Annotated in this window: 17 protein-coding genes, 1 pseudogene and 1 riboswitch; of the genes and pseudogenes, 16 read left to right on the forward strand and 2 right to left on the reverse strand. The window is 30.5% G+C overall.

What is annotated here, in order from left to right:
* Nucleotides 1-73: 73 nt before the first annotated feature.
* On the reverse strand, nt 74-1,387 hold the full coding sequence (gene thiC / locus Q0649_RS14465) for a phosphomethylpyrimidine synthase ThiC (protein WP_298843479.1): 1,314 nt from the start codon (nt 1,385-1,387) through the stop codon (nt 74-76).
* 73 nt (nt 1,388-1,460) lie between these two features.
* Nucleotides 1,461-1,567: riboswitch (TPP riboswitch) on the reverse strand.
* A 208-nt stretch (nt 1,568-1,775) separates the two neighbouring features.
* Between thiC and Q0649_RS14470 the strand changes: the two genes are divergently transcribed.
* Nucleotides 1,776-2,483 (forward strand): FTR1 family protein, encoded by a 708-nt coding sequence (locus Q0649_RS14470; RefSeq protein ID WP_298843482.1) that lies wholly within the window; start codon nt 1,776-1,778, stop codon nt 2,481-2,483.
* A gap of 100 nt (nt 2,484-2,583) precedes the next feature.
* Entirely contained in the window at nt 2,584-3,846 is a 1,263-nt protein-coding gene (locus tag Q0649_RS14475; RefSeq protein WP_298843557.1) for a sugar MFS transporter, read from the forward strand.
* Nucleotides 3,847-3,923: 77 nt separating this feature from the next.
* Here the strand turns inward: Q0649_RS14475 and nfsA are convergent, their stop codons facing one another.
* Entirely contained in the window at nt 3,924-4,661 is a 738-nt protein-coding gene (nfsA, locus tag Q0649_RS14480) for an oxygen-insensitive NADPH nitroreductase (protein ID WP_298843484.1), read from the reverse strand.
* A gap of 194 nt (nt 4,662-4,855) precedes the next feature.
* Here nfsA and Q0649_RS14485 point away from each other — a divergent pair, with 194 nt between their 5' ends.
* The 14 genes and pseudogenes from Q0649_RS14485 (at nt 4,856) to Q0649_RS14550 (ending at nt 19,202) form a co-directional block, all read left to right on the forward strand.
* On the forward strand, nt 4,856-5,266 hold the full coding sequence (locus Q0649_RS14485; protein WP_298843486.1) for a response regulator: 411 nt from the start codon (nt 4,856-4,858) through the stop codon (nt 5,264-5,266).
* On the forward strand, nt 5,232-5,516 hold the full coding sequence (locus Q0649_RS14490) for a hypothetical protein (protein WP_298843489.1): 285 nt from the start codon (nt 5,232-5,234) through the stop codon (nt 5,514-5,516). The genes Q0649_RS14485 and Q0649_RS14490 overlap by 35 nt, the downstream gene beginning before the upstream one ends.
* A gap of 20 nt (nt 5,517-5,536) precedes the next feature.
* A pseudogene (locus Q0649_RS14495) lies at nt 5,537-7,108 on the forward strand (substrate-binding domain-containing protein).
* A gap of 142 nt (nt 7,109-7,250) precedes the next feature.
* Nucleotides 7,251-8,252, forward strand: a complete 1,002-nt coding sequence (locus tag Q0649_RS14500; RefSeq protein ID WP_298843491.1) for an ABC transporter substrate-binding protein — start codon at nt 7,251-7,253, stop codon at nt 8,250-8,252.
* A gap of 98 nt (nt 8,253-8,350) precedes the next feature.
* Nucleotides 8,351-9,868: a sugar ABC transporter ATP-binding protein gene (locus Q0649_RS14505; protein ID WP_298843497.1), complete on the forward strand. Its 1,518-nt coding sequence runs from the start codon at nt 8,351-8,353 to the stop codon at nt 9,866-9,868.
* 4 nt (nt 9,869-9,872) lie between these two features.
* A complete protein-coding gene (locus tag Q0649_RS14510) occupies nt 9,873-10,817 on the forward strand; it encodes an ABC transporter permease (protein WP_298843499.1) in 945 nt (314 codons plus the stop codon).
* Between the two features lie 89 nt (nt 10,818-10,906).
* Nucleotides 10,907-11,917 (forward strand): galactofuranose ABC transporter, permease protein YjfF, encoded by a 1,011-nt coding sequence (gene yjfF / locus Q0649_RS14515; RefSeq protein WP_298843501.1) that lies wholly within the window; start codon nt 10,907-10,909, stop codon nt 11,915-11,917.
* Between the two features lie 110 nt (nt 11,918-12,027).
* Nucleotides 12,028-12,849 (forward strand): cache domain-containing protein, encoded by an 822-nt coding sequence (locus tag Q0649_RS14520; protein WP_298843503.1) that lies wholly within the window; start codon nt 12,028-12,030, stop codon nt 12,847-12,849.
* A 10-nt stretch (nt 12,850-12,859) separates the two neighbouring features.
* Nucleotides 12,860-13,186 (forward strand): sensor histidine kinase, encoded by a 327-nt coding sequence (locus Q0649_RS14525; RefSeq protein WP_298843505.1) that lies wholly within the window; start codon nt 12,860-12,862, stop codon nt 13,184-13,186.
* A 63-nt stretch (nt 13,187-13,249) separates the two neighbouring features.
* Nucleotides 13,250-13,507, forward strand: a complete 258-nt coding sequence (locus tag Q0649_RS14530; RefSeq protein ID WP_298843559.1) for a sensor histidine kinase — start codon at nt 13,250-13,252, stop codon at nt 13,505-13,507.
* Between the two features lie 179 nt (nt 13,508-13,686).
* Entirely contained in the window at nt 13,687-15,198 is a 1,512-nt protein-coding gene (gene xylB / locus Q0649_RS14535; RefSeq protein WP_298843507.1) for a xylulokinase, read from the forward strand.
* A 17-nt stretch (nt 15,199-15,215) separates the two neighbouring features.
* Complete coding sequence (locus tag Q0649_RS14540; RefSeq protein ID WP_298843510.1) at nt 15,216-16,394, forward strand: ROK family transcriptional regulator; 1,179 nt, start codon at nt 15,216-15,218, stop codon at nt 16,392-16,394.
* Between the two features lie 132 nt (nt 16,395-16,526).
* The gene (locus tag Q0649_RS14545) at nt 16,527-17,579 is read left to right on the forward strand and encodes an aldose epimerase family protein (RefSeq protein ID WP_298843513.1); all 1,053 of its coding nucleotides are present in this window, start codon (nt 16,527-16,529) and stop codon (nt 17,577-17,579) included.
* A 237-nt stretch (nt 17,580-17,816) separates the two neighbouring features.
* Nucleotides 17,817-19,202, forward strand: coding sequence for a sigma-54-dependent Fis family transcriptional regulator (locus Q0649_RS14550; RefSeq protein WP_298843516.1), 1,386 nt, complete (start codon nt 17,817-17,819; stop codon nt 19,200-19,202).
* Nucleotides 19,203-19,241 lie beyond the last annotated feature (39 nt).

The following is a 19,241-nucleotide window of genomic DNA, read 5'->3' on the forward strand; positions in this document are numbered from 1 at the left end:
CGGTGGTGTGAGAGGTCGCTAAATAAACTAATTATTTAGCTCCTACTCGATTTTATTATAAAGTTACAAAATTTTATGAATCGTCTCTTAATATATTAAGGTCTTTTCCTTGCATTATCTTATTCATAGTTCTTGCAGAACACATTTTACCGCACATTGTGCAACTGTCAGCATTCTCTGGCATTGATTCTTTTCTATATCTTATGGCTTTTTCTGGATCTATCGCAAGTTCAAACATCCTCTTCCAGTTGAGAGCTTGCCTTGCAGTACTCATTTCATTGTCCCAGTCGCGGCTACCTGGAAGTTTTTTGCCTATATCTCCAGCGTGAGCTGCAATTTTGCATGCAATAATACCTTCGCGTACATCGTCAACATTCGGAAGTCTTAGATGTTCTGCTGGAGTAACATAACAAAGAAAATCAGCCCCTACACTTGCAGCCAAAGCACCACCTATAGCACTTGTAATATGGTCATATCCTGGAGCAATATCTGTAACTAGTGGTCCTAAAATATAAAAAGGTGCACCATGACATAATTTTTTAGCAAGTAATACATTAGCCTCTATTTCATTTATTGCCATATGACCTGGACCCTCTATTATAACTTGCACATTTTTTTCCCAAGCTCGTAAGGTTAATTCACCAAGTACCATTAATTCATGAATTTGACAAGCATCAGTTGCATCATTAATGCATCCTGGTCTACATGCATCGCCAAGGCTTAAAGTTAAGTCATATTTTTGACATATTTCTAATATCTCATCAAAATGTTCATAAAAAGGATTTTCTTTATGGTTTAATTCCATCCAAGCATATAGGAGTGATCCTCCACGAGATACAATATGAGTTATCCTCTTGTTTCTTTTAAATACATTTGCAGTTGCTGTGTTTAAACCAGCATGTATTGTTACAAAGTCAACTCCATCTTTTGCATGTTTTTCTACAACATCGATTAACTCTTTAGAAGTAATATCTTGTAATTCCTTATCATAAAAACCCAAGGCGTCATAAATTGGAACGGTACCTATCATAGCAGTAGAATCTGAAATAAGCCTTTTTCTAAATTCTTCAGTTTTACCAAAGGAGCTTAAATCCATAACAGCTTCAGCTTTCATATCTATAGATAATTGTACCTTTTTCATTTCTTCATCAATGTCACAGCAATCTTTTGAGATACCTAAGTTTACATTGATTTTAGTTTTTAAACCATCACCAACGCCCTCAGGACTTAGTATTTTATGATTTCTGTTAGCAGGAATTACGACTACCCCTCTTGATATTTTTTCTCTTAAAACTTCTTCTGGTATATTTTCTTTCTTTGCAACTATCTTCATCTCGTTAGTTATAATTCCTTTTTTTGCAGCATCCATTTGAGTTGTATACATCATTTTACAGTCTCCCTTATAGTTATATTATTTTTGATATAAAAAAAAGCAAGCTCATAAAGAGCTTGCAACAAAAAAACGTTGTAATAAACTCCCTACGTTGGAATTACCCAAATCAGGTTATGAGGGTCAGCGATAATATCTCTTTCTCAGCTCTTGGTGCGAGCTCCCCTTGTTTAATTTATTTAGTTATTATTTGTCTTAAGTATATTAGTAAAATAACCCTTTGTAAAGTCTTTTTTATATTTACTATAAGTAAAACATTGTATGGATGTAAAAGTATATATTAGGTTTATTAAAAAAATGTAAACAAATTGTAAACACAATGATTATAGTAGCATATTATGTGATATAGACAAGTCTATAAAATGTGATATGGAGGCGATTAACAATGTTAGCACCTTTTATAATATGCTTAAGAGAAGGCATAGAAATTTTCTTAGTTATTATTCCACTAATAGTTTATTTTAATAAAAACAAACTATATGGGATGACTAAGAGTGCATTGCTAGGTGGCGCTTTAGGAACTTTTATTGCAACTATAGTTGGCTCAATAATATTCTCTCAAGTTGCTTTACTAGACGGTTCTACAGGTAAATTATTTGATGGTCTTTTAGGGATAATATTAGCTGCACTTGTATTATATAGTGTAGTTCTTTTAAGAAAGAACAAATCATTTAATACAACTGCAAATCGACAATTTATTTCATTAAGCAAAAAAGGAGTATTTATACTTGCAGCTATAACATTCTTTAGAGAACTTCTAGAAGTAACATTATTTATATTAACTAGCGCAAACACAGGGTCTACTGCTTTATTGATAGGTTCATGTTTATTAGGACTTGCAAGTGCAGCGCTAATTGTTTATGTCGTAGTTAGAGGATTTTCAATGATTAATATAAGTGTAGTATTTTATATGCTAAATCTATTTCTAATTGGACTTGGTGCATACTACTTTGGTGATGGATTAGATGCTTTGTTTGGTAAATATGTACCTGAGATATTTAATTTGGGTATATTGCTATATGCAGTGCCTAGTTACTATTTAATGGTTAAAAGTGATCTAAAGAAATATCTGGCTTCAGGTATGATAAAATAAATAAATTTGAATGTTATATTAATCCCACACATTTTTATTTTCAAACTTGTTTGAAAATGATTATGTATGGGATGCTTTTTATGATCCTCTAATGAATGTAATGGACAAACTTAAGAAAAAGGGTATATTATATTATAGGACACTTAGTATCAATGCAAATCAGGAGGAATTCAATTATATGAAAAAGAAATCGTTTTACTCGAATCTGGATGAAAAAAATAGATACATTTTAAACTGCTGCTTTTTTGTTTTTGCAGTTAACGGTCTATATAGTATGATTTTAGGTTCGTTCTTACCAATAATCAGTACGGAATATGGATTAAACAATACAATGAGTGGTATATTACTTTCTGCGCATCAAGTAGGTAACCTTATATCTGGGTTTATTGCAGGTATACTACCGCTTTATTTAGGTAGAAAAAAGTCAATAATGTTTTTGTGTTGTTTTGTTATTATGGGATTTCTAATTATGATTATAACAGGTAATCCAGTTTTATTGATTTTAGGATTTCTATTTACAGGGTTAAGTCGTGGTAGTATATCTAATTTTAATAACACTGTTGTAAATGAAGTGTCAAACAGTAGTTCGTCAGCTCTAAATTTCTTACACAGTGTGTTCGCTGTTGGTGCATTAATTGCTCCGTTTTTAGTTATAATATGTACAAGTATGGCTGGAGATATTGGTTGGAAAATAGCTGCAGTAGTTATTATTATTCTCGCAATTATTTCTATCTTACTTTTTTCAAGAATGGAAATTGATGATGCTCCAAAGAAAAAAGAAAAAGTAATAATATCATATGAATTTTTAAAAAGTAAGTTTTTTTGGATTAGTGCTGGAATTTTATTTTTTTATTTGTGTGCGGAAGCGACTATTAATGGATGGTTGGTTAAATATTTTATCGATTCAAGTATAATGACTATAAAATATGCACAAATGCTTGCTTCATTATTATGGGTAGTTATTCTTGCAGGTAGACTAACATGTGCCTACATAGGAGATAAGATTTCTAAGAAAAAATTGCTTTTAATAACAAGCATCGGAACGGTTCTATTTTATTTGTTATTGTTGTCATCTAGAGATTTAACTATTATTACCATAGCTATAATGGGACTCGGGTTTTCTATGGCAGGAATATATCCAACAACAGTTTCAAGCATTGGTAACATCATTAAAGCTTATCCTATGTCAATGGGAGTACTTCTTATGATTGGTGGCATTGGAGCAATTATAATGCCAATTATAACTGGAGCGTTATCTGATTCTTTTGGAATTTTTGCTGGAATGAGTGCTATAGTATTTGCTATTGTTTTAATGATTATTTGTGTGGTTTTAAGTGTTGTAAATAAAAATGATATTGCATAGAGTTGTATAATATAATATGTGAATAATTATGACCTGTAAGCTACTTTGTAGTAGCCTAGAGGTCATAATGTTTTAGACTATTTAAGATTAAATCCTTGCTTATCTAAAAAATCTTTCATATGTGGTCTTTGAGGTTTGCCCATTAAATCAGAGACTTGGTTTGTCCATGTACCTACCCTTTTTCCTTTAGTCCTTTTCTCATAATAATCAGTAATACGAGTATCATATTCCTTCATTAACGATTCATCACGATCTATGTTATATATATCTGTTTTAAAGATTACATCTTTGGGTAATCTTTCTTTTTTATCTGGATTAGCATCAGGATAACCAATACACATTCCAAATACAGGGTATACACCAGATGGAATGTTTAGAATTTTACATATATCTTCTGGATTATTTCGAATTCCACCTATATAAACTCCACCTAGACCTAGAGATTCAGCAGTAATTAGAGCATTTTGAGCAGCAAGAGATGCGTCAACAGTTGCTAAAATAAAAGTTTCAGTATTTGTCTCAGCCATAGTTTTACCATTAATTTCACATGATGTTTTACTGCGGTTTAGATCAGCACAGAAAACTAAAAACAAAGGGCACTGCTCTACATAACTTTGATCTCCTGCGAGATGTGCTATGTTTTTTCTATTATGCTTATCAACTACATTTATAATTGTGTATGCTTGAATAAAACTAGATGTTGAGGCACATTGAGCACATTCAATAATAGTTTTTAACTTTTCAGGCTCTATAGGTTGATCTTTATATTTTCTTATAGACTTATGATTTTTTAATAAATTTATTGTTTCATTCATAGCTTTAACCACCTTAATTAGAATTTTGTTTATTAACACATTTTAAAATAATTTATTCATTACAATAATATACCACAAATCAATTTAATAAAAGTAATTATAACTATTAAAAATAGAATTTGCACATCTAATATTTAATAGTATATAGTATATTGTATATTAGATAGTTTATAAAATTATTGGAGGTAAGGAGTATGTATAAACTTTTAATTGCCGATGATGAACCAAGAATTAGGAGAGGTTTAAGAAATTCTTTAGATTGGAATGAATTTAATATTGAGGTGGTGGGTGAGGCTGAAGATGGTGAAATAGCCTTAAGCCAAACAGAGAAATTAAAACCAGATATAATATTTTTAGATATATGCATGCCATTTTTAAATGGTTTGGAGCTTATCAAAAAATTAAATGAGACAGATAATAATTGTATTATTATAATTATAACGGGATTTGATGAATTTGAATACATGCATGAAGCACTGAAGTTAAAAACATTCGATTATCTTTTGAAACCGGTTCAAAAGGAAGTACTTAGAGATGCAGTAAATAAAGCAATACAAGAAATAAGCAAGAATGAAGAGAAAGAAGTCTATTTGTATGATGGATGATCCTAAATATAAGATTTATGCAATTGCTTTTCTTTTAATGATTACTATATCAATAGTAATTATTAAGGCTGTTAATATAAAAAAATCAGAAGGTGCAGAATTCGTAATTGGTATGTCGCAGGCAAATTTAACGGAACCCTGGAGAATTTCTATGAATGATGAAATAATGGATGAGGCAAAGAAATATAAAAATATAAAAATTGTTTATAAAGATGCTGGTGGAGATACAGATAAACAAAAAAAGATATAAACGAACTTGTAAGTGATGGTGTGGATCTTTTAATTGTATCAATAAACGATTCAAAAGAGCTTACACTACTTGTGAGTAAAATATATAAATCAATGCCAGTAATAGTTCTCGATAGGGCTGTTGAAGGATATGATTATTCATTATATATTGGGCCAGATAACGAAAAAATAGGGATTCAAGCAGGAAATCTTGTAGTAAATTTAGTAGGAAAAGGTGAAGGAAAGGTCCTAGAGGTCCAGGGCGTAATAGATTCTTCTCCAGTTATAGCAAGGAGCAATGGCTTTAGAGAAGTTCTTAAAAAACATGATAACATTGTAATATCCAAAACTATTGTAAGCAATTGGCAAAGAGACGAAGCAGAAGATAAAGTTACAGAGGCACTTAAAGAGGATAAGAGTATAAATGTTATATTCGCGCATAATGACTATATGGCTTTAGGAGCATATAAGGCTGTTTATAAACTCGGGCTTAAGAATATAAAGATTATTGGGTTGGATGGTCTTAGTGGAGAAAACGGAGGGTTAGATTTAGTTTCTAAGGGAATGATAAATGGAACTTTTACCTGCAAAACTGGAGGCGATGAAGCTGTAGATTATGCAATGGATATATTAAATAAAGGGAGCGATATACCAAAAAAAATTCTACTTAAAAGTGATAAAATTATGAAGTCAAATGTAGATGAATATTTAAATAATAAATCAATAAAATTAGTATATAATAAACAATTAGTATTAGGATATGCTCAATTAATGTCAGAGAGTAAATGGAGAGAGGCAGATGCTAAATCAATTAAAAGCGTAGCCAAGGATGCTGGTATTAGTTTGGATTTTAGAGAAGAACGGTATACGCAGGAAGATCAAAAACGATTAATTAGGGAGTTAATAAAAAAGAAGGTAGATATAATTGCCTTTTCACCTTTTGTTAAATCTGGCTGGGATGATGTTTTGATCGAGGCAAAAAATGCAGGTATTCCAGTTATTTTATGTGATAGAAGTGTAGATTCGGATGAATCACTTTGGACCTGCAACATTGGATCAGATTTTGTGGAGGAAGGACGACGTGCTGCAAGATTAATATTAGAACATTTTAAAGAGAAAGAAGTAAATATATTTGAAATCAAAGGTAACCTAGGATCAGCCCCTGAAATTGAAAGAGATGCTTGATTTAATGAAATAATTAAAGAACATCATAATTATAAGATAATAGCAGCGAGTACTGGAAATTTTAATTTTGATGAGGGAAAGAAAGTAATGAAAAATTTTCTTGCAACTAAAAACAAAAAAATCAATGTAGTATTTGCTCAGAATGATGATATGGCACTGGGTGCTATTGGGGCTATAAAAGATGCTGGACTTGTTTCAGGAAAAGATATTATTGTTATTGGGATAGATGCCACTAGGCAAGCACTAATTTCTATAAAGGAAGAAGACATGTACAGCACTGTAGAATGTAACCCACTACTTGGCCCTCAATTAATGAAAACTGCGCGACAAGTAATGGAAGGCGATAAAGTTCCATTAAAAATAGTAAATGCTGAGGATATCTTTACAAAAATAAATTCAGCAAAAGAATTTAATAATAGAAAATATTAAAATATAGCTCTGCAAATGCAGAGTTATATTTTTTTGTTCCCAATAGTGTAAATAATAGCTGATTAGTATAAATACAGTAACGATAAGTAGATATATAATAAATGTAAACGATACAATAATAATTTTCGAGGGGGATTTATTAATGAAAAGCAAAAAGATTATTGCATTTTTTTCTGCAGCCATTCTAGTTACTTCGATGTTTGTTGGATGTGGTACAAAGACTACTACTGATGGCGCGAAAGCGACGTCAACTGATGCTTCGAAGAAAAAAGTTATTGGATTTTCTCAGGTTGGTGCGGAAAGTGGTTGGAGAACAGCAGAAACAGCTTCAATAAAAACAATTCCAACTTTAGATCCAACATTTGAATTAAAATTCTCAGATGGACAACAAAAACAAGAAAATCAAATAAAAGCTATTAGATCTTTTATAGCACAAAAAGTTGATATTATTGCTTTAGACCCAGTTGTTGAAAATGGTTGGGATACAGTATTAAAAGAAGCAAAAGATGCAAAGATACCAGTAATTATAGTAGATAGAGGTGTAAAGGTTTCAGATGAATCTCTATATGCTGGATTCTTAGGATCTGACATGGAAGCAGAAGGAAAAAAAGCGGCAAAAGTATTAGTGGATAAGTTTGGGAAAGATACGAAATTAAATATAGCTGAAATCCAAGGAACTGTAGGATCAAGTGCTATGGTTGGACGTGCAAAAGGGTTTAGGGAAGGTATTGCAGCTTACCCGAATTACAAAATTATAAAATCACAAACTGGTGATTTCACACGTGCAAAGGGTAAAGAAGTTATGGAAGCTTTCATGAAATTAGATGGAAATAATATCAATGTTCTATATTCACATAATGATGATATGGCTATCGGAGCAATTCAGGCAATTGAAGAAGCTGGAAAGAAACCTGGAAAAGATATATTTATATTAGCATCAGATGGTATTAAAGAATACTTCCAAGCTATGGTAGATGGAAAAGCAAATGCAACTGTTGAGTGTAATCCGCTACTTGGACCACAATTATTAGAGACTGCAAAATTAGTTTTAGCAGGTAAACCAATAGAACGATGGGTTAAATCTAAAGAAGGCGTATTCATCGCAGCTCAAGCTGCTAAAGAGTTACCAAATAGAAAATATTAATTTGTAAATTATAATATAAGAGTAGGAAGGTTATACCGTATCCTACTCTTATATTATAAAAAAAATTTTCTATATCCATTTCAAAGGGGGTAAAAAGGATGGAAGATAAGAATGTTGTTTTAAAAATGGAAAACATATGTAAATCATTTCCTGGTGTAAAAGCTTTAGCATCTGTAAATTTTGAACTTGCAAAAGGTGAAATCCATACTCTTATGGGGGAAAATGGAGCAGGGAAGTCAACACTAATAAAAGTACTTACTGGTGTGTATAAAATAGATGAAGGAAAAATAATATTAAATGGAAAAGAAATTTCTATTTCGTCTACCAGGGATGCACAAGAACAGGGCATAAGTACAGTGTATCAAGAAGTGAATTTGTGTTACAATCTCACAGTTGCTGAAAACATTTATATTGGTCGTGAACCTATGAAGAATAAAAGTATTGATTGGAATAAGATGAATGAAAATGCTACCAAGCTATTAGAGGAAAGATTGAATTTAAAAATTGATGTCAAAAAAATATTATCTACTTATTCTGTTGCTATACAACAAATGGTTGCAATTGCACGTGCAGTGGATATTTTAAGGGGTATATTAATATTAGATGAACCAACATCAAGTTTAGACTCAAATGAAGCAAAACAATTGTTTGTTGTAATGAGAAAATTGAAATCAGAAGGGATGTCAATTTTATTTGTAACTCATTTTCTGGATCAAGTTTATGAAATTTCAGATAGAATTACAATACTTAGAAATGGAGAATTTGTTGGAACTTATGAGGCTAAAAATCTTACTCGTATTGAGTTGATTTCTAAAATGATTGGAAAAGATATCGGTGAAGTAGAAAAGTTAAATAACATTTTTAAAAATACTACTAGAAAACTTAATGGAGAGAAATTAATTGAAACACATCAATTTGGAAAAAAAGGTACAATTGAACCCTTTGATATAGATATTAGAAAAGGAGAAGTGCTTGGACTAGCTGGTCTTCTAGGATCAGGGAGAAGCGAAATTGCAAGGCTAATTTTTGGTATAGATAAATCAGATCATGGAACCATTGAGATTAAAAGTAAAAAATACTCTTATATTTATCCTAAAAAAGCAATTTTACAAGGTTTTGGATTTTGCCCTGAAGACAGAAAAATAGAAGGCATTGTAGGGCAGTTAACTATTAGGGAGAACATAATACTAGCTATCCAGTCTAAACGTGGGATAATTAAATATTTGTCAATGAAAAAGCAACAGGAAATAGCTAAAAAGTATATAGATTTACTGTCTATTAAAACACCTAGTATGGAACAAAGAATTGATAATTTAAGTGGTGGAAACCAGCAAAAAGTAATATTAGCAAGGTGGCTTGCTACAAATCCAGAACTTTTGATTTTGGATGAACCTACAAGAGGAATCGATGTAGGTGCAAAATATGAAATTGAAAAGCTTGTAGCTAAGCTCGCGAGTGATGGGGTAACTATTTTATTTATTTCTTCAGAACTTCAGGAAATAGTAAGAAGTTGTGATAGAGTACTTGTGCTCAGAGATAGAAAAATCATTAAAGAACTAATTGGGGAAGAAATACAAGAAGAAAATATTATGCAAGCAATTGCAGGGAGAGGGTAAAATAATGCACAAAATTAAAGATATATTTAAAAAGTTTTATGCAATGCAAATCTTTTGGCCAGTAGCATCTTTAATTGCATTAATATTTTTGAATTTTATAATTAGACCTGGATTTGTAAGCATTAATATTAGGGATGGTCATTTATATGGGAATTTAATTGACATAATTAATCATGCAGCTCCACTTATGCTCATATCCATTGGAATGACCATTGTAATTGCGACGCAATGGATAGATATTTCGGTAGGATCTATTATTGCAATTAGTGCTTCTGTTTCAGCATCTATTATTGTTATTAGTGGTAATGTGCCTCTTGCCATACTTGCAGGTATATTTGCTGGACTTATTTGCGGTATGTGGAATGGGATGCTAGTAGCGTATATAGGAGTGCAACCTATGGTTGCTACTTTGATTTTGTATATAGTGGGTAGGGGTATTGCACAGTTAATAACAGGTGGACAAATATTAACATTTACAAATAAAACTTTTATTTTTATAGGTACCGGTTATTGGGTTATACCTTTTGCAGTATATATAGCGGTTTTAGTTGTAGGAATTGTGTTTTATTTAATGCGAAAGACTGCTCTTGGATTATTTGTTGAATCTATAGGAGTAAATAACAGTGCCAGTAAATTTGCAGGCATTAATTCTAAAAGAGTGATTTTTTCTCTGTACGTAATTTGTGGTATTTTGTCTGGAATTGCTGGAATTATTATATGTTCAAATATAAAATGTGCAGATGCAAACAATGCAGGGTTGTGGCTTGAATTGGATGCTATTCTTGCAACGGTTATTGGAGGAACATCGATGGCAGGGGGAAGATTTTATATAGGTGGAACTGTTATAGGGGCTTTATTTATCCAAACGTTAACAACAACAATCTACAGTATGGGGGTACCACCAGAAATTACATTAGTTGTAAAGGCTGTTGTAGTAATTGTGGTGTGATTAATTCAAACTACAGAGTTTAGAAAAATGTTTAACGGAAGATTGTTTCATAATAAAAGTAATATGAAAGCAAAGAAGGTGGAAAGTATATGAAACAAGTTAAACTTAGAAAAGAAAACTTTAAGTTAAACCCTGCGTTTATTTCTATTTATGCTACGGTAGGTCTATTCGTAATTATGTTTTTAACTGGTTCGGTGTTATATGACGGTTTTTTCTCATCACAGGTATTAGCAAATTTGTTTATTGATAATGCGTATTTAATTGTTATATCCATTGGAGAAACATTTGCAATACTCACAGGTGGCATTGATCTTTCTGTGGGTGCTATGATTGCTTTCACAAGTATGATTTGTGCGGACCTACTAAGAAAAGGTGTGAACCCATTTATTGTTATGATTTTTGTTTTGGTAATAGGTATTATTTTTGGTACAGTTCAAGGATATTTAATTCAAAAATTTAAACTTCATCCTTGGATTGTAACATTAGCAGGTATGTTTTTCGCTAGAGGTTCAAGCTACATTATCAGTATAGATACTATAACTAATCCAGTTTTTACAAAGATTGCTGGTTTTAGAATACCTGTTATACCGGGAACTTTTATCTCCATTAATGTAGTGATAAGTTTATTTATAGTAGCAGCGGCAGTATATATACTTAATTATACAAAGTTTGGTAGGACTGTTTATGCGATTGGTGGAAGTGAAAATTCTGCAATACTTATGGGACTTCCAGTTGCAAAAACTAAAATTTTGGTATACACACTATCTGGATTTTGTTCTTCATTAGGAGGATTGTTATTTACAATATATACGCTTTCAGGTTATGGGCTACATTGTAATGGGACTGAAATGGATGCAATAGCGGCTTGCGTAATAGGGGGCATATTATTAACAGGAGGATCTGGATACCCAATAGGTCCAATGTTCGGTGTGCTAACTACTGGAATTATTCAAAGTTTAATCATGTTCGATGGAACATTGAATTCATGGTGGACAAAAATTGTAGTTGGATTACTGTTATTTGTCTTTATTGTTCTTCAAAGGGTAATTGTAATAAGTAACGAAAAGAAAAAGAAAGTAGCAATAGCGTTGAAAGCTTAGATATAATTAATACCAAAGGAAGTATTTAAAATATTTTTAGATACTTCTTTTGCATTGTACAAATTGTAATTTTTGGTTATGATGGTAATGAAACTAATAGGAGGGGGAAGATGAAGAAATTTGTAGAAATTTTCTTTAATAGAAGTATAAAATATAAACTGTCTTTTTATTTCTCCTTAGTTATTTTAATACCAATAATAACAATTTCAATTTTAGGGAACTTGTTATATAAAAATTCAATTACTAAACAACAAAATGAAAATATTAACCAGATGGTAAGTCAAATAAGTAATAATATAGATTTATATATGAAGGATACAGAAAATATAATTAATTATTTATCTGAAGACCCAAGAATTCTAAAGTTTTTAGATAACACAAATAGAAATAGTGTAATTAAACAAAATATTGAGAACGGCGGCTTGGATGAATCATTAAAAGCCATAAGTAGTTTCACTACATTTCATCCAGAGATAGCGGGGATAATGATAGTTAAACAAGATGACACATTTATAAGTGATGTTATGGGCAGAATTTCAAGAGATCCTCTTGTAAAAGAAAAATGGTACGTGGAGGCATCAAAAAATTCAAAGACTATGCATCTTTTTAGTAAACCGATAGGTAGGAATATTAGTAATGTTTTTCAATATAGTGCTGATGATGTGGTATCAATGTCAAAAGCTATAATTGATAAGAAAACAGGTAAATGTATTGACGTAATTCTCATAGACATGAAACTAGATATTATTAAAAGCGTAATAGAACATGCTAAACCTACAAGAAACGGATTTGTATATATTGTAGATAATAACGGTGAGATAGTATATTCTCCAGTTAATGATATAGTATATAGAATAAAAAGTGAGTGGACGAATAACTCAAGTGGAGAAATTTTAATCAAAAGAATTAAGAGAAATCAAAAATTTAATTAGCTTAGTAGAAATGGAAGGAAAAAAGAAGAGAAAGGCTGAAATAAGTATATTGCATGCTCAAATAAAACCACACTTTATTTATAACACTTTAGACACAATTCAATGGATGGCTCAAGAGCATGATGCTCAGGATATAGTTAATATAACTTATAATTTAACTAATCTTTTAAGAATTGGATTAAGCGCTGGTGAGGAGAATATTAAGATATCTCAAGAAATTAAGCATGTTGAAAGTTATTTATTAATTCAAAAAATAAGGTATGAGGATAAGCTTAATTATGAAATTAATATTCAGAAAGAAATATTAGATTTAAATGTAATAAAATTAATATTGTAGCCAATTGTAGAAAATGCAATTTATCATGGTATTAAAGAAAAAAGAGGTAGTGGATTTATTGAAATAAAGGGTATGATTAAAAATGATAAAATATGTTTTATCATACAAGATAATGGAATAGGCATGGTGGATGAAAAACTATTGAAAATAAATGAAATGCTAAGGGGTAAAACTAACTCAAAAGATATAATTGGATATGGAATTTTCAATGTAAATGAAAAGATAAAATTGACATATGGTGAAGAGTTTGGATTAGAGTATCATAGTGTTTATGGTGAAGGTACTACGGTATTAGTGTGGCATCCAATTATAAGAAATTAGTAAGGCGTCATAATATATATTTATTTTTAAAAGCTTTTTAAAACCACTTGAAAAAGTTTAGTAAAACGATTACAATATAGATATAAATGTAAAATAGACTAAAATCATTAAGGTATATTAAAAAAATAGCTTATTAAGGTGATGTAAATAAATAATAAATAATGAACAGGGGGTATAATATGTATTTTTTAGGAATTGACTTAGGCACTTCTTCAGTGAAAATTATAATTATGGATGAGAGCGGTAAAGTAGTAAAAACAACGACTAGAGATTTTGAAATTAGCTATCCACATATAGGATGGGCAGAGCAAAATCCAGATGATTGGTGGGAGGGTACAAAAGAGGGCATTAAAGAGATTATTAAGCTAAGTGGCTTAAAAGCCGATGAAATAAAGGGAATAGGATTTAGCGGACAAATGCATGGTTTAGTGCTTTTAGATAAAGATAATAAGGTATTAATGCCTGCAATTTTATGGTGTGACCAAAGAACGCAAGAAGAATGTGATTATCTAAACAATGTTATAGGTCAGGATAAACTTTCCAAATATACAGCAAATATGGCACTAACAGGTTTTACTGCACCTAAAGTATTATGGGTTAAAAAACATAAACCTGATATATATAATAAAATTGCTAAAATGATGTTGCCAAAAGATTACATAAGATTTAAACTTACAGGTTTGTTTGCAACAGATGTATCTGATGCATCAGGAACATTAATGCTTGATGTTAAAAACAGAAAATGGTCTAAGGAAATGTTGAATATTTTAGAAATAGATGAAAAACTTTTACCTAAAGTATTTGAATCCTATCAAGTAACGGGAAGAGTATGTGAAGAGGCTGCAAAGGTTACAGGCCTTTCCGAGGAAACACTAGTGGTTGCAGGGGCTGGAGACCAAGCAGCTGGTGCCGTTGGTACTGGTACTGTTGATAGTGGTGTAGTTTCTGTGGCACTCGGTACTTCTGGAGTGGTATTTGCTTGTGACAAAAAGTTTTCAGTAGATAAAAAGAATAGATTGCATTCATTTTGTCATGCAAATGGTAGATATCATCAAATGGGAGTTATGCTTTCAGCAGCATCATGTTTACAGTGGTGGAATGATAATATAAATTTAGATACTAAAGAGAATTCTTTTGAATCTTTACTAACAGAGGCTGAGAATTCAACTGCTGGCTCTAAAGGTATAATTTATCTACCATATCTTATGGGAGAGAGGACACCTTATAGTGATCCTGATGCAAAAGGGGCATTTATAGGTTTGAATATAACACATACCAGGGGTGATATGACCCGTTCTATTCTTGAAGGAGTATGTTTTGGACTTCGCGATTCTTTAGAAATTTTAAAGAGCATGGGCGTAGATGTGAAAGAAGTAAGAGTAAGTGGCGGTGGTTCAAAGAGTACACTTTGGAAGCAAATATTGGCAAGTGTATTTAATTTAAAAGTTAGTTCTATAAATTCAAAGGAAGGACCTGCATATGGAGCAGCAATATTGGCTGCGGTAGGTTGTGGACTTTATGATAATGTTGATGATGCTTGCAATTCATTAATTAAGATAACAGATACTATAACGCCAATAGCAAAAGATGTTGATAAATATGATAAAACATATAAGGTTTATGCTTCACTTTATGGATGCTTAAAAGACAAATTTAAAGAACTAAGTAAGTTGAATTCACTAGAAAACTAGGCAGGATGGGTGATGTTTTGAAAAAGTTTAAGATTCTAGATCAAGAAACTATTAAACAAATAAACAAGAAGAATATAATACAGCTTTTGTATAAAAAAGGTCAAATTACAAAACAACAAATATCAAAAGAACTTCATATAAGCATACCTACAGTAATTAGTAATGTAAATGAGCTTATAGAAGAGGGTTACTTGGATGAGGCAGGAGTAGCAGAATCTACCGGGGGAAGAAAGCCGATTATTGTAAGATTTTTATCTGATGCTAGATACTCATTTGGAGTTTGTGTAACCCCTAGCAAAATAAGAATCGCATTAATTAACTTTAAGCTAGAAATAATTAAAGAAAAGGAATTTAAATTATCACAAGACATTGAAAGTATAGATATAGTAATGGATAAAATCAAAAGGTGTATAGACGAATTAGTTGATAGTTTTAATATACCAAAGGACAAGGTAATTGGAGTAGGTTTTTCACTTCCAGGTACTGTAAATGAAGAAGAGCTACTTTTGGTGAATGCACCAAATCTTAAATTAAATAATATAGATTTTAAAAAATATGAAAGATTATATGGTTATAAACTTTTCATGGAAAATGAAGCCAATGCAGCAGCTTATGCTGAAACATTTATAAATCCTGATAAAGTTATAAAAAACTTAGTTTTTGTATCTATTACAGAGGGAATAGGCACGGGAATAATGATAAATGATAATCTTTACAAGGGAAGCAATAAGCATGCTGGTGAGTTTGGACATATGACTATAGTAAAAGATGGAGAGCTATGTAATTGTGGTAAAAAAGGATGTTGGGAACTATATGCATCTGAAAAAGCACTAATAAACAAGTACAATAAAGAATTTAATGCAGAGGACAAAAATTTAAAAGAATTTTTTAAACTCACGAAAACAAATGAAAAAGCAAACAAAATACTAGATAATTACATTGATTATCTTGCAGAAGGAATTAAAAATATCATTTTAATAACAGATCCTGAGGAAATTATAATAGGAGGGAAAATTGCCTACTATGAAGAGTATTTTAAGGAGTCTTTGATGAAGAAGGTTTTTGAGGAAAATAGTTTTTATATTAAAGAAGAATGTACTTTATCATTTTCAAAATTAAAAGAAAATGCATCAATATTAGGTGCAGCTTTAATGACCATGCAAGAAATATTTTTTACAAGTAAAAAAATAATATAAATGCAATATTTATATTATGGTATATCATTACAATAGTTACATGGTATATAATAGAAATAAATTAGGTTGTACAAAGAAATATGATAAGTTATTATGATTAACAGATAATATTTAAGAAAGGAAGAGTGAATTATGAGTATAAAAACAAATTTCGGAATAGTAGATGGTAAGGAAGTATATCTTTTTACTATCAAAAATTCAAAGGGTATGGTTGCGCAGGTTAGTAATTACGGAGGGACATTAGTGTCATTAAAGGTTCAAGGAAAGAATGGCACCTTTGATGATGTAGTTTTAGGTTATGATAAATTAGAAGATTATAGAAAGTATAACTATTTCTTTGGAGCAACGATTGGCCGAGTAGCAAATAGAATAGGAACTGCTAGTTTTGAAATCAATGGAAATAAATATAATTTAGCTAAAAATGAAGGCGAAAATCATATACATGGTGGAGTAGTAGGATTTGATAAAAAAGTATGGGAAGAAAAAATAGGATCAAAAGATACTGATAATAGTGTAGAATTGTCTTACCTTAGTGTTGATGGAGAGGAAGGATACCCAGGCAATCTTAATGTATCTGTTAAGTTTACAGTTTCCGAGGATAATGAATTAAAAATAGAGTATAAGGCTATTTCTGATAAGGATACTATAGTGAATCTTACTAATCATTCTTATTTTAACCTCTCGGGTCAGGGCTCAGGAGATATTTTAAAACATCAGGTTATGATTAATGCTGATAAATTCACAAGGAACAATAAAAATTCTATACCTACCGGTGAAATAATAGATGTTGCAAATACACCAATGGATTTTAGAAAATTAACATATGTTGGAGAAAATATTTCAAGTAGTTATGAACAAATTGTATTTGGTAATGGATATGATCATAACTATATAATTAATAATACTGGTAAAAAACTTGAAAAGGCAGCTGAAGCTTATGATGAAAAAAGTGGACGTGTTATGGAAGTTTATACAACTAAACCAGGAGTACAGTTTTATACAGCAAACTTTCTAACAGGGCAAGAACTGGGAAAAGGTGGGACAACATATAATAAAAGAGATGCTTTATGTTTTGAAACACAGTATTTTCCTAATGCAATTAATACTGAGAACTTTGAGTCACCAATACTTAAAGCAAAACAAAATTATGAGAATGAAACAATATATAAATTTTCAGTAAGGTAAGAGTATTTTTAGTAAAGTGGATTTCATCGTATATTAAGGGATGAAATTCATTTTTATTTTTTGTATAACTTCAATTGAATATATCATTTCTATAATTTGTATGATATGCTTTACATATAAAATTCAAGATAAATAAAAAATGTTTATTAAAAAAGAAAGTTTTGAGATGTTTCAGAAAGGAAGTGAGTATTTAGTGTGTTTGTATACTTATAATACGATGCTCACTAAAGCTAAAATATGGATAATGAATTTCCAAATGCAGAGAATATATTAGGTTGTTTATTAGAAAATTTGGAGGAAGGAATTCATGTAATAGACTGTGAAGGCAGAACTATTTACTACAATAGTGTTATGGGAAAGGTAGAAGGTGTAGAGCCTATAGAAGTCATAGGTAAAAAGGTTAATGAGTATCTAGAGGATGTAAAAGATGATGAGTCTACACTTATGAATGTATTAAAGTCTGGTGAAAAGATTGTAGATTTAATACAACATTATGGTAATGGATACAAGAAAAAAGTGACGACGATAAATACTACTATTCCAGTAACTTTAGAAAATAAAGTTACTGCAGTGATTGAAATAGCTAAAGACATGACTCAATTAAAAGAGTTAACTGAAAATATTTGTAAATTACAAAATTTAGATAAAAAGCTTAATACACATTATATTTTTAGCGATATTTATGGTGAGAATCCTGTTATGAAAAATATTATAGAGAAAGCCCAAAAGGCTAGTATGTCAAGTTCATCTGTATTATTATATGCTGAAACTGGTTCAGGAAAAGAAGTTTTTTCTCAAAGTATTCACTATTGTGGTATTAGGAAAGATAAGCCATTTATACCTATAAATTGTGCAGCTATTCCTGCTTTATTGTTAGAAGGAATGCTTTTTGGTACAGAAAAGGGAAGTTTTACTGGAGCTGAAAATAAAAAAGGATTGTTTGAAGAAGCAAATCATGGAACCATTTTGCTTGATGAAGTTAATTCACTAGAACCATATCTTCAATCTAAACTTCTAAGAGTACTTCAAGATGGTTATATAAGACCTATTGGAAGCACTAAAAGTATATATATAGATGTAAGAATAATAGCCACATTAAATGAGGAGCCACAAAAACTTATAGAAAGTGGTAAACTAAGAAAAGATTTTTATTATAGGTTAAGTGTACTGAGAATAGATATTCCTCCACTAAGAGAAAGAAAAGAGGATATTATTTTATTTGTAAAAAAACTAATTGAAAAATATAATAGAATTTTAGGTAAAAATATAAAAGGTATAGATGATAATATGATGATAAAACTTAAAGAGTACAATTGGCCGGGAAATATTCGTGAATTAACAAATGTTATTGAATCTGCGATGAATATGGCAGACAATAATTCGATTTTAACGGAAAATTATTTTGATTCTAAAATTATATATGAAAACAACAAAAATTCTTGTGATGTTTTGTCAAAATCAGATGATAAATTTGATTTAGAAGGTTACATGATTAATATTGAAAAAAATATAATAAAAAAAATATTAAAAAAGAATAATTTTAATGTTAGTAAAACTGCTAGAGAGCTTAGTATTTCAAGACAAAATCTTCAATATAAAATAAAAACATATAAAATAGTATAAAATCAGAAAAACATGCAAAATTATTTGCTAATCATGCAA

It is taken from the genome of uncultured Clostridium sp. (assembly GCF_937920395.1).
In the GTDB taxonomy this organism is placed as follows: domain Bacteria; phylum Bacillota; class Clostridia; order Clostridiales; family Clostridiaceae; genus Clostridium_AD.

Bases quoted from the DNA above. Each gene is read 5' to 3' on its own strand.
- thiC (WP_298843479.1), bottom strand. From the start codon at position 1,387: ATGATGTATACAACTCAAATGGATGCTGCAAAAAAAGGAATTATAACT.
- Q0649_RS14470 (WP_298843482.1), top strand. From the start codon at position 1,776: ATGTTAGCACCTTTTATAATATGCTTAAGAGAAGGCATAGAAATTTTC.
- Q0649_RS14475 (WP_298843557.1), top strand. From the start codon at position 2,584: ATGGACAAACTTAAGAAAAAGGGTATATTATATTATAGGACACTTAGT.
- nfsA (WP_298843484.1), bottom strand. From the start codon at position 4,661: ATGAATGAAACAATAAATTTATTAAAAAATCATAAGTCTATAAGAAAA.
- Q0649_RS14485 (WP_298843486.1), top strand. From the start codon at position 4,856: ATGTATAAACTTTTAATTGCCGATGATGAACCAAGAATTAGGAGAGGT.
- Q0649_RS14490 (WP_298843489.1), top strand. From the start codon at position 5,232: ATGAAGAGAAAGAAGTCTATTTGTATGATGGATGATCCTAAATATAAG.
- Q0649_RS14500 (WP_298843491.1), top strand. From the start codon at position 7,251: ATGAAAAGCAAAAAGATTATTGCATTTTTTTCTGCAGCCATTCTAGTT.
- Q0649_RS14505 (WP_298843497.1), top strand. From the start codon at position 8,351: ATGGAAGATAAGAATGTTGTTTTAAAAATGGAAAACATATGTAAATCA.
- Q0649_RS14510 (WP_298843499.1), top strand. From the start codon at position 9,873: ATGCACAAAATTAAAGATATATTTAAAAAGTTTTATGCAATGCAAATC.
- yjfF (WP_298843501.1), top strand. From the start codon at position 10,907: ATGAAACAAGTTAAACTTAGAAAAGAAAACTTTAAGTTAAACCCTGCG.
- Q0649_RS14520 (WP_298843503.1), top strand. From the start codon at position 12,028: ATGAAGAAATTTGTAGAAATTTTCTTTAATAGAAGTATAAAATATAAA.
- Q0649_RS14525 (WP_298843505.1), top strand. From the start codon at position 12,860: ATGGAAGGAAAAAAGAAGAGAAAGGCTGAAATAAGTATATTGCATGCT.
- xylB (WP_298843507.1), top strand. From the start codon at position 13,687: ATGTATTTTTTAGGAATTGACTTAGGCACTTCTTCAGTGAAAATTATA.
- Q0649_RS14545 (WP_298843513.1), top strand. From the start codon at position 16,527: ATGAGTATAAAAACAAATTTCGGAATAGTAGATGGTAAGGAAGTATAT.
- Q0649_RS14550 (WP_298843516.1), top strand. From the start codon at position 17,817: ATGGATAATGAATTTCCAAATGCAGAGAATATATTAGGTTGTTTATTA.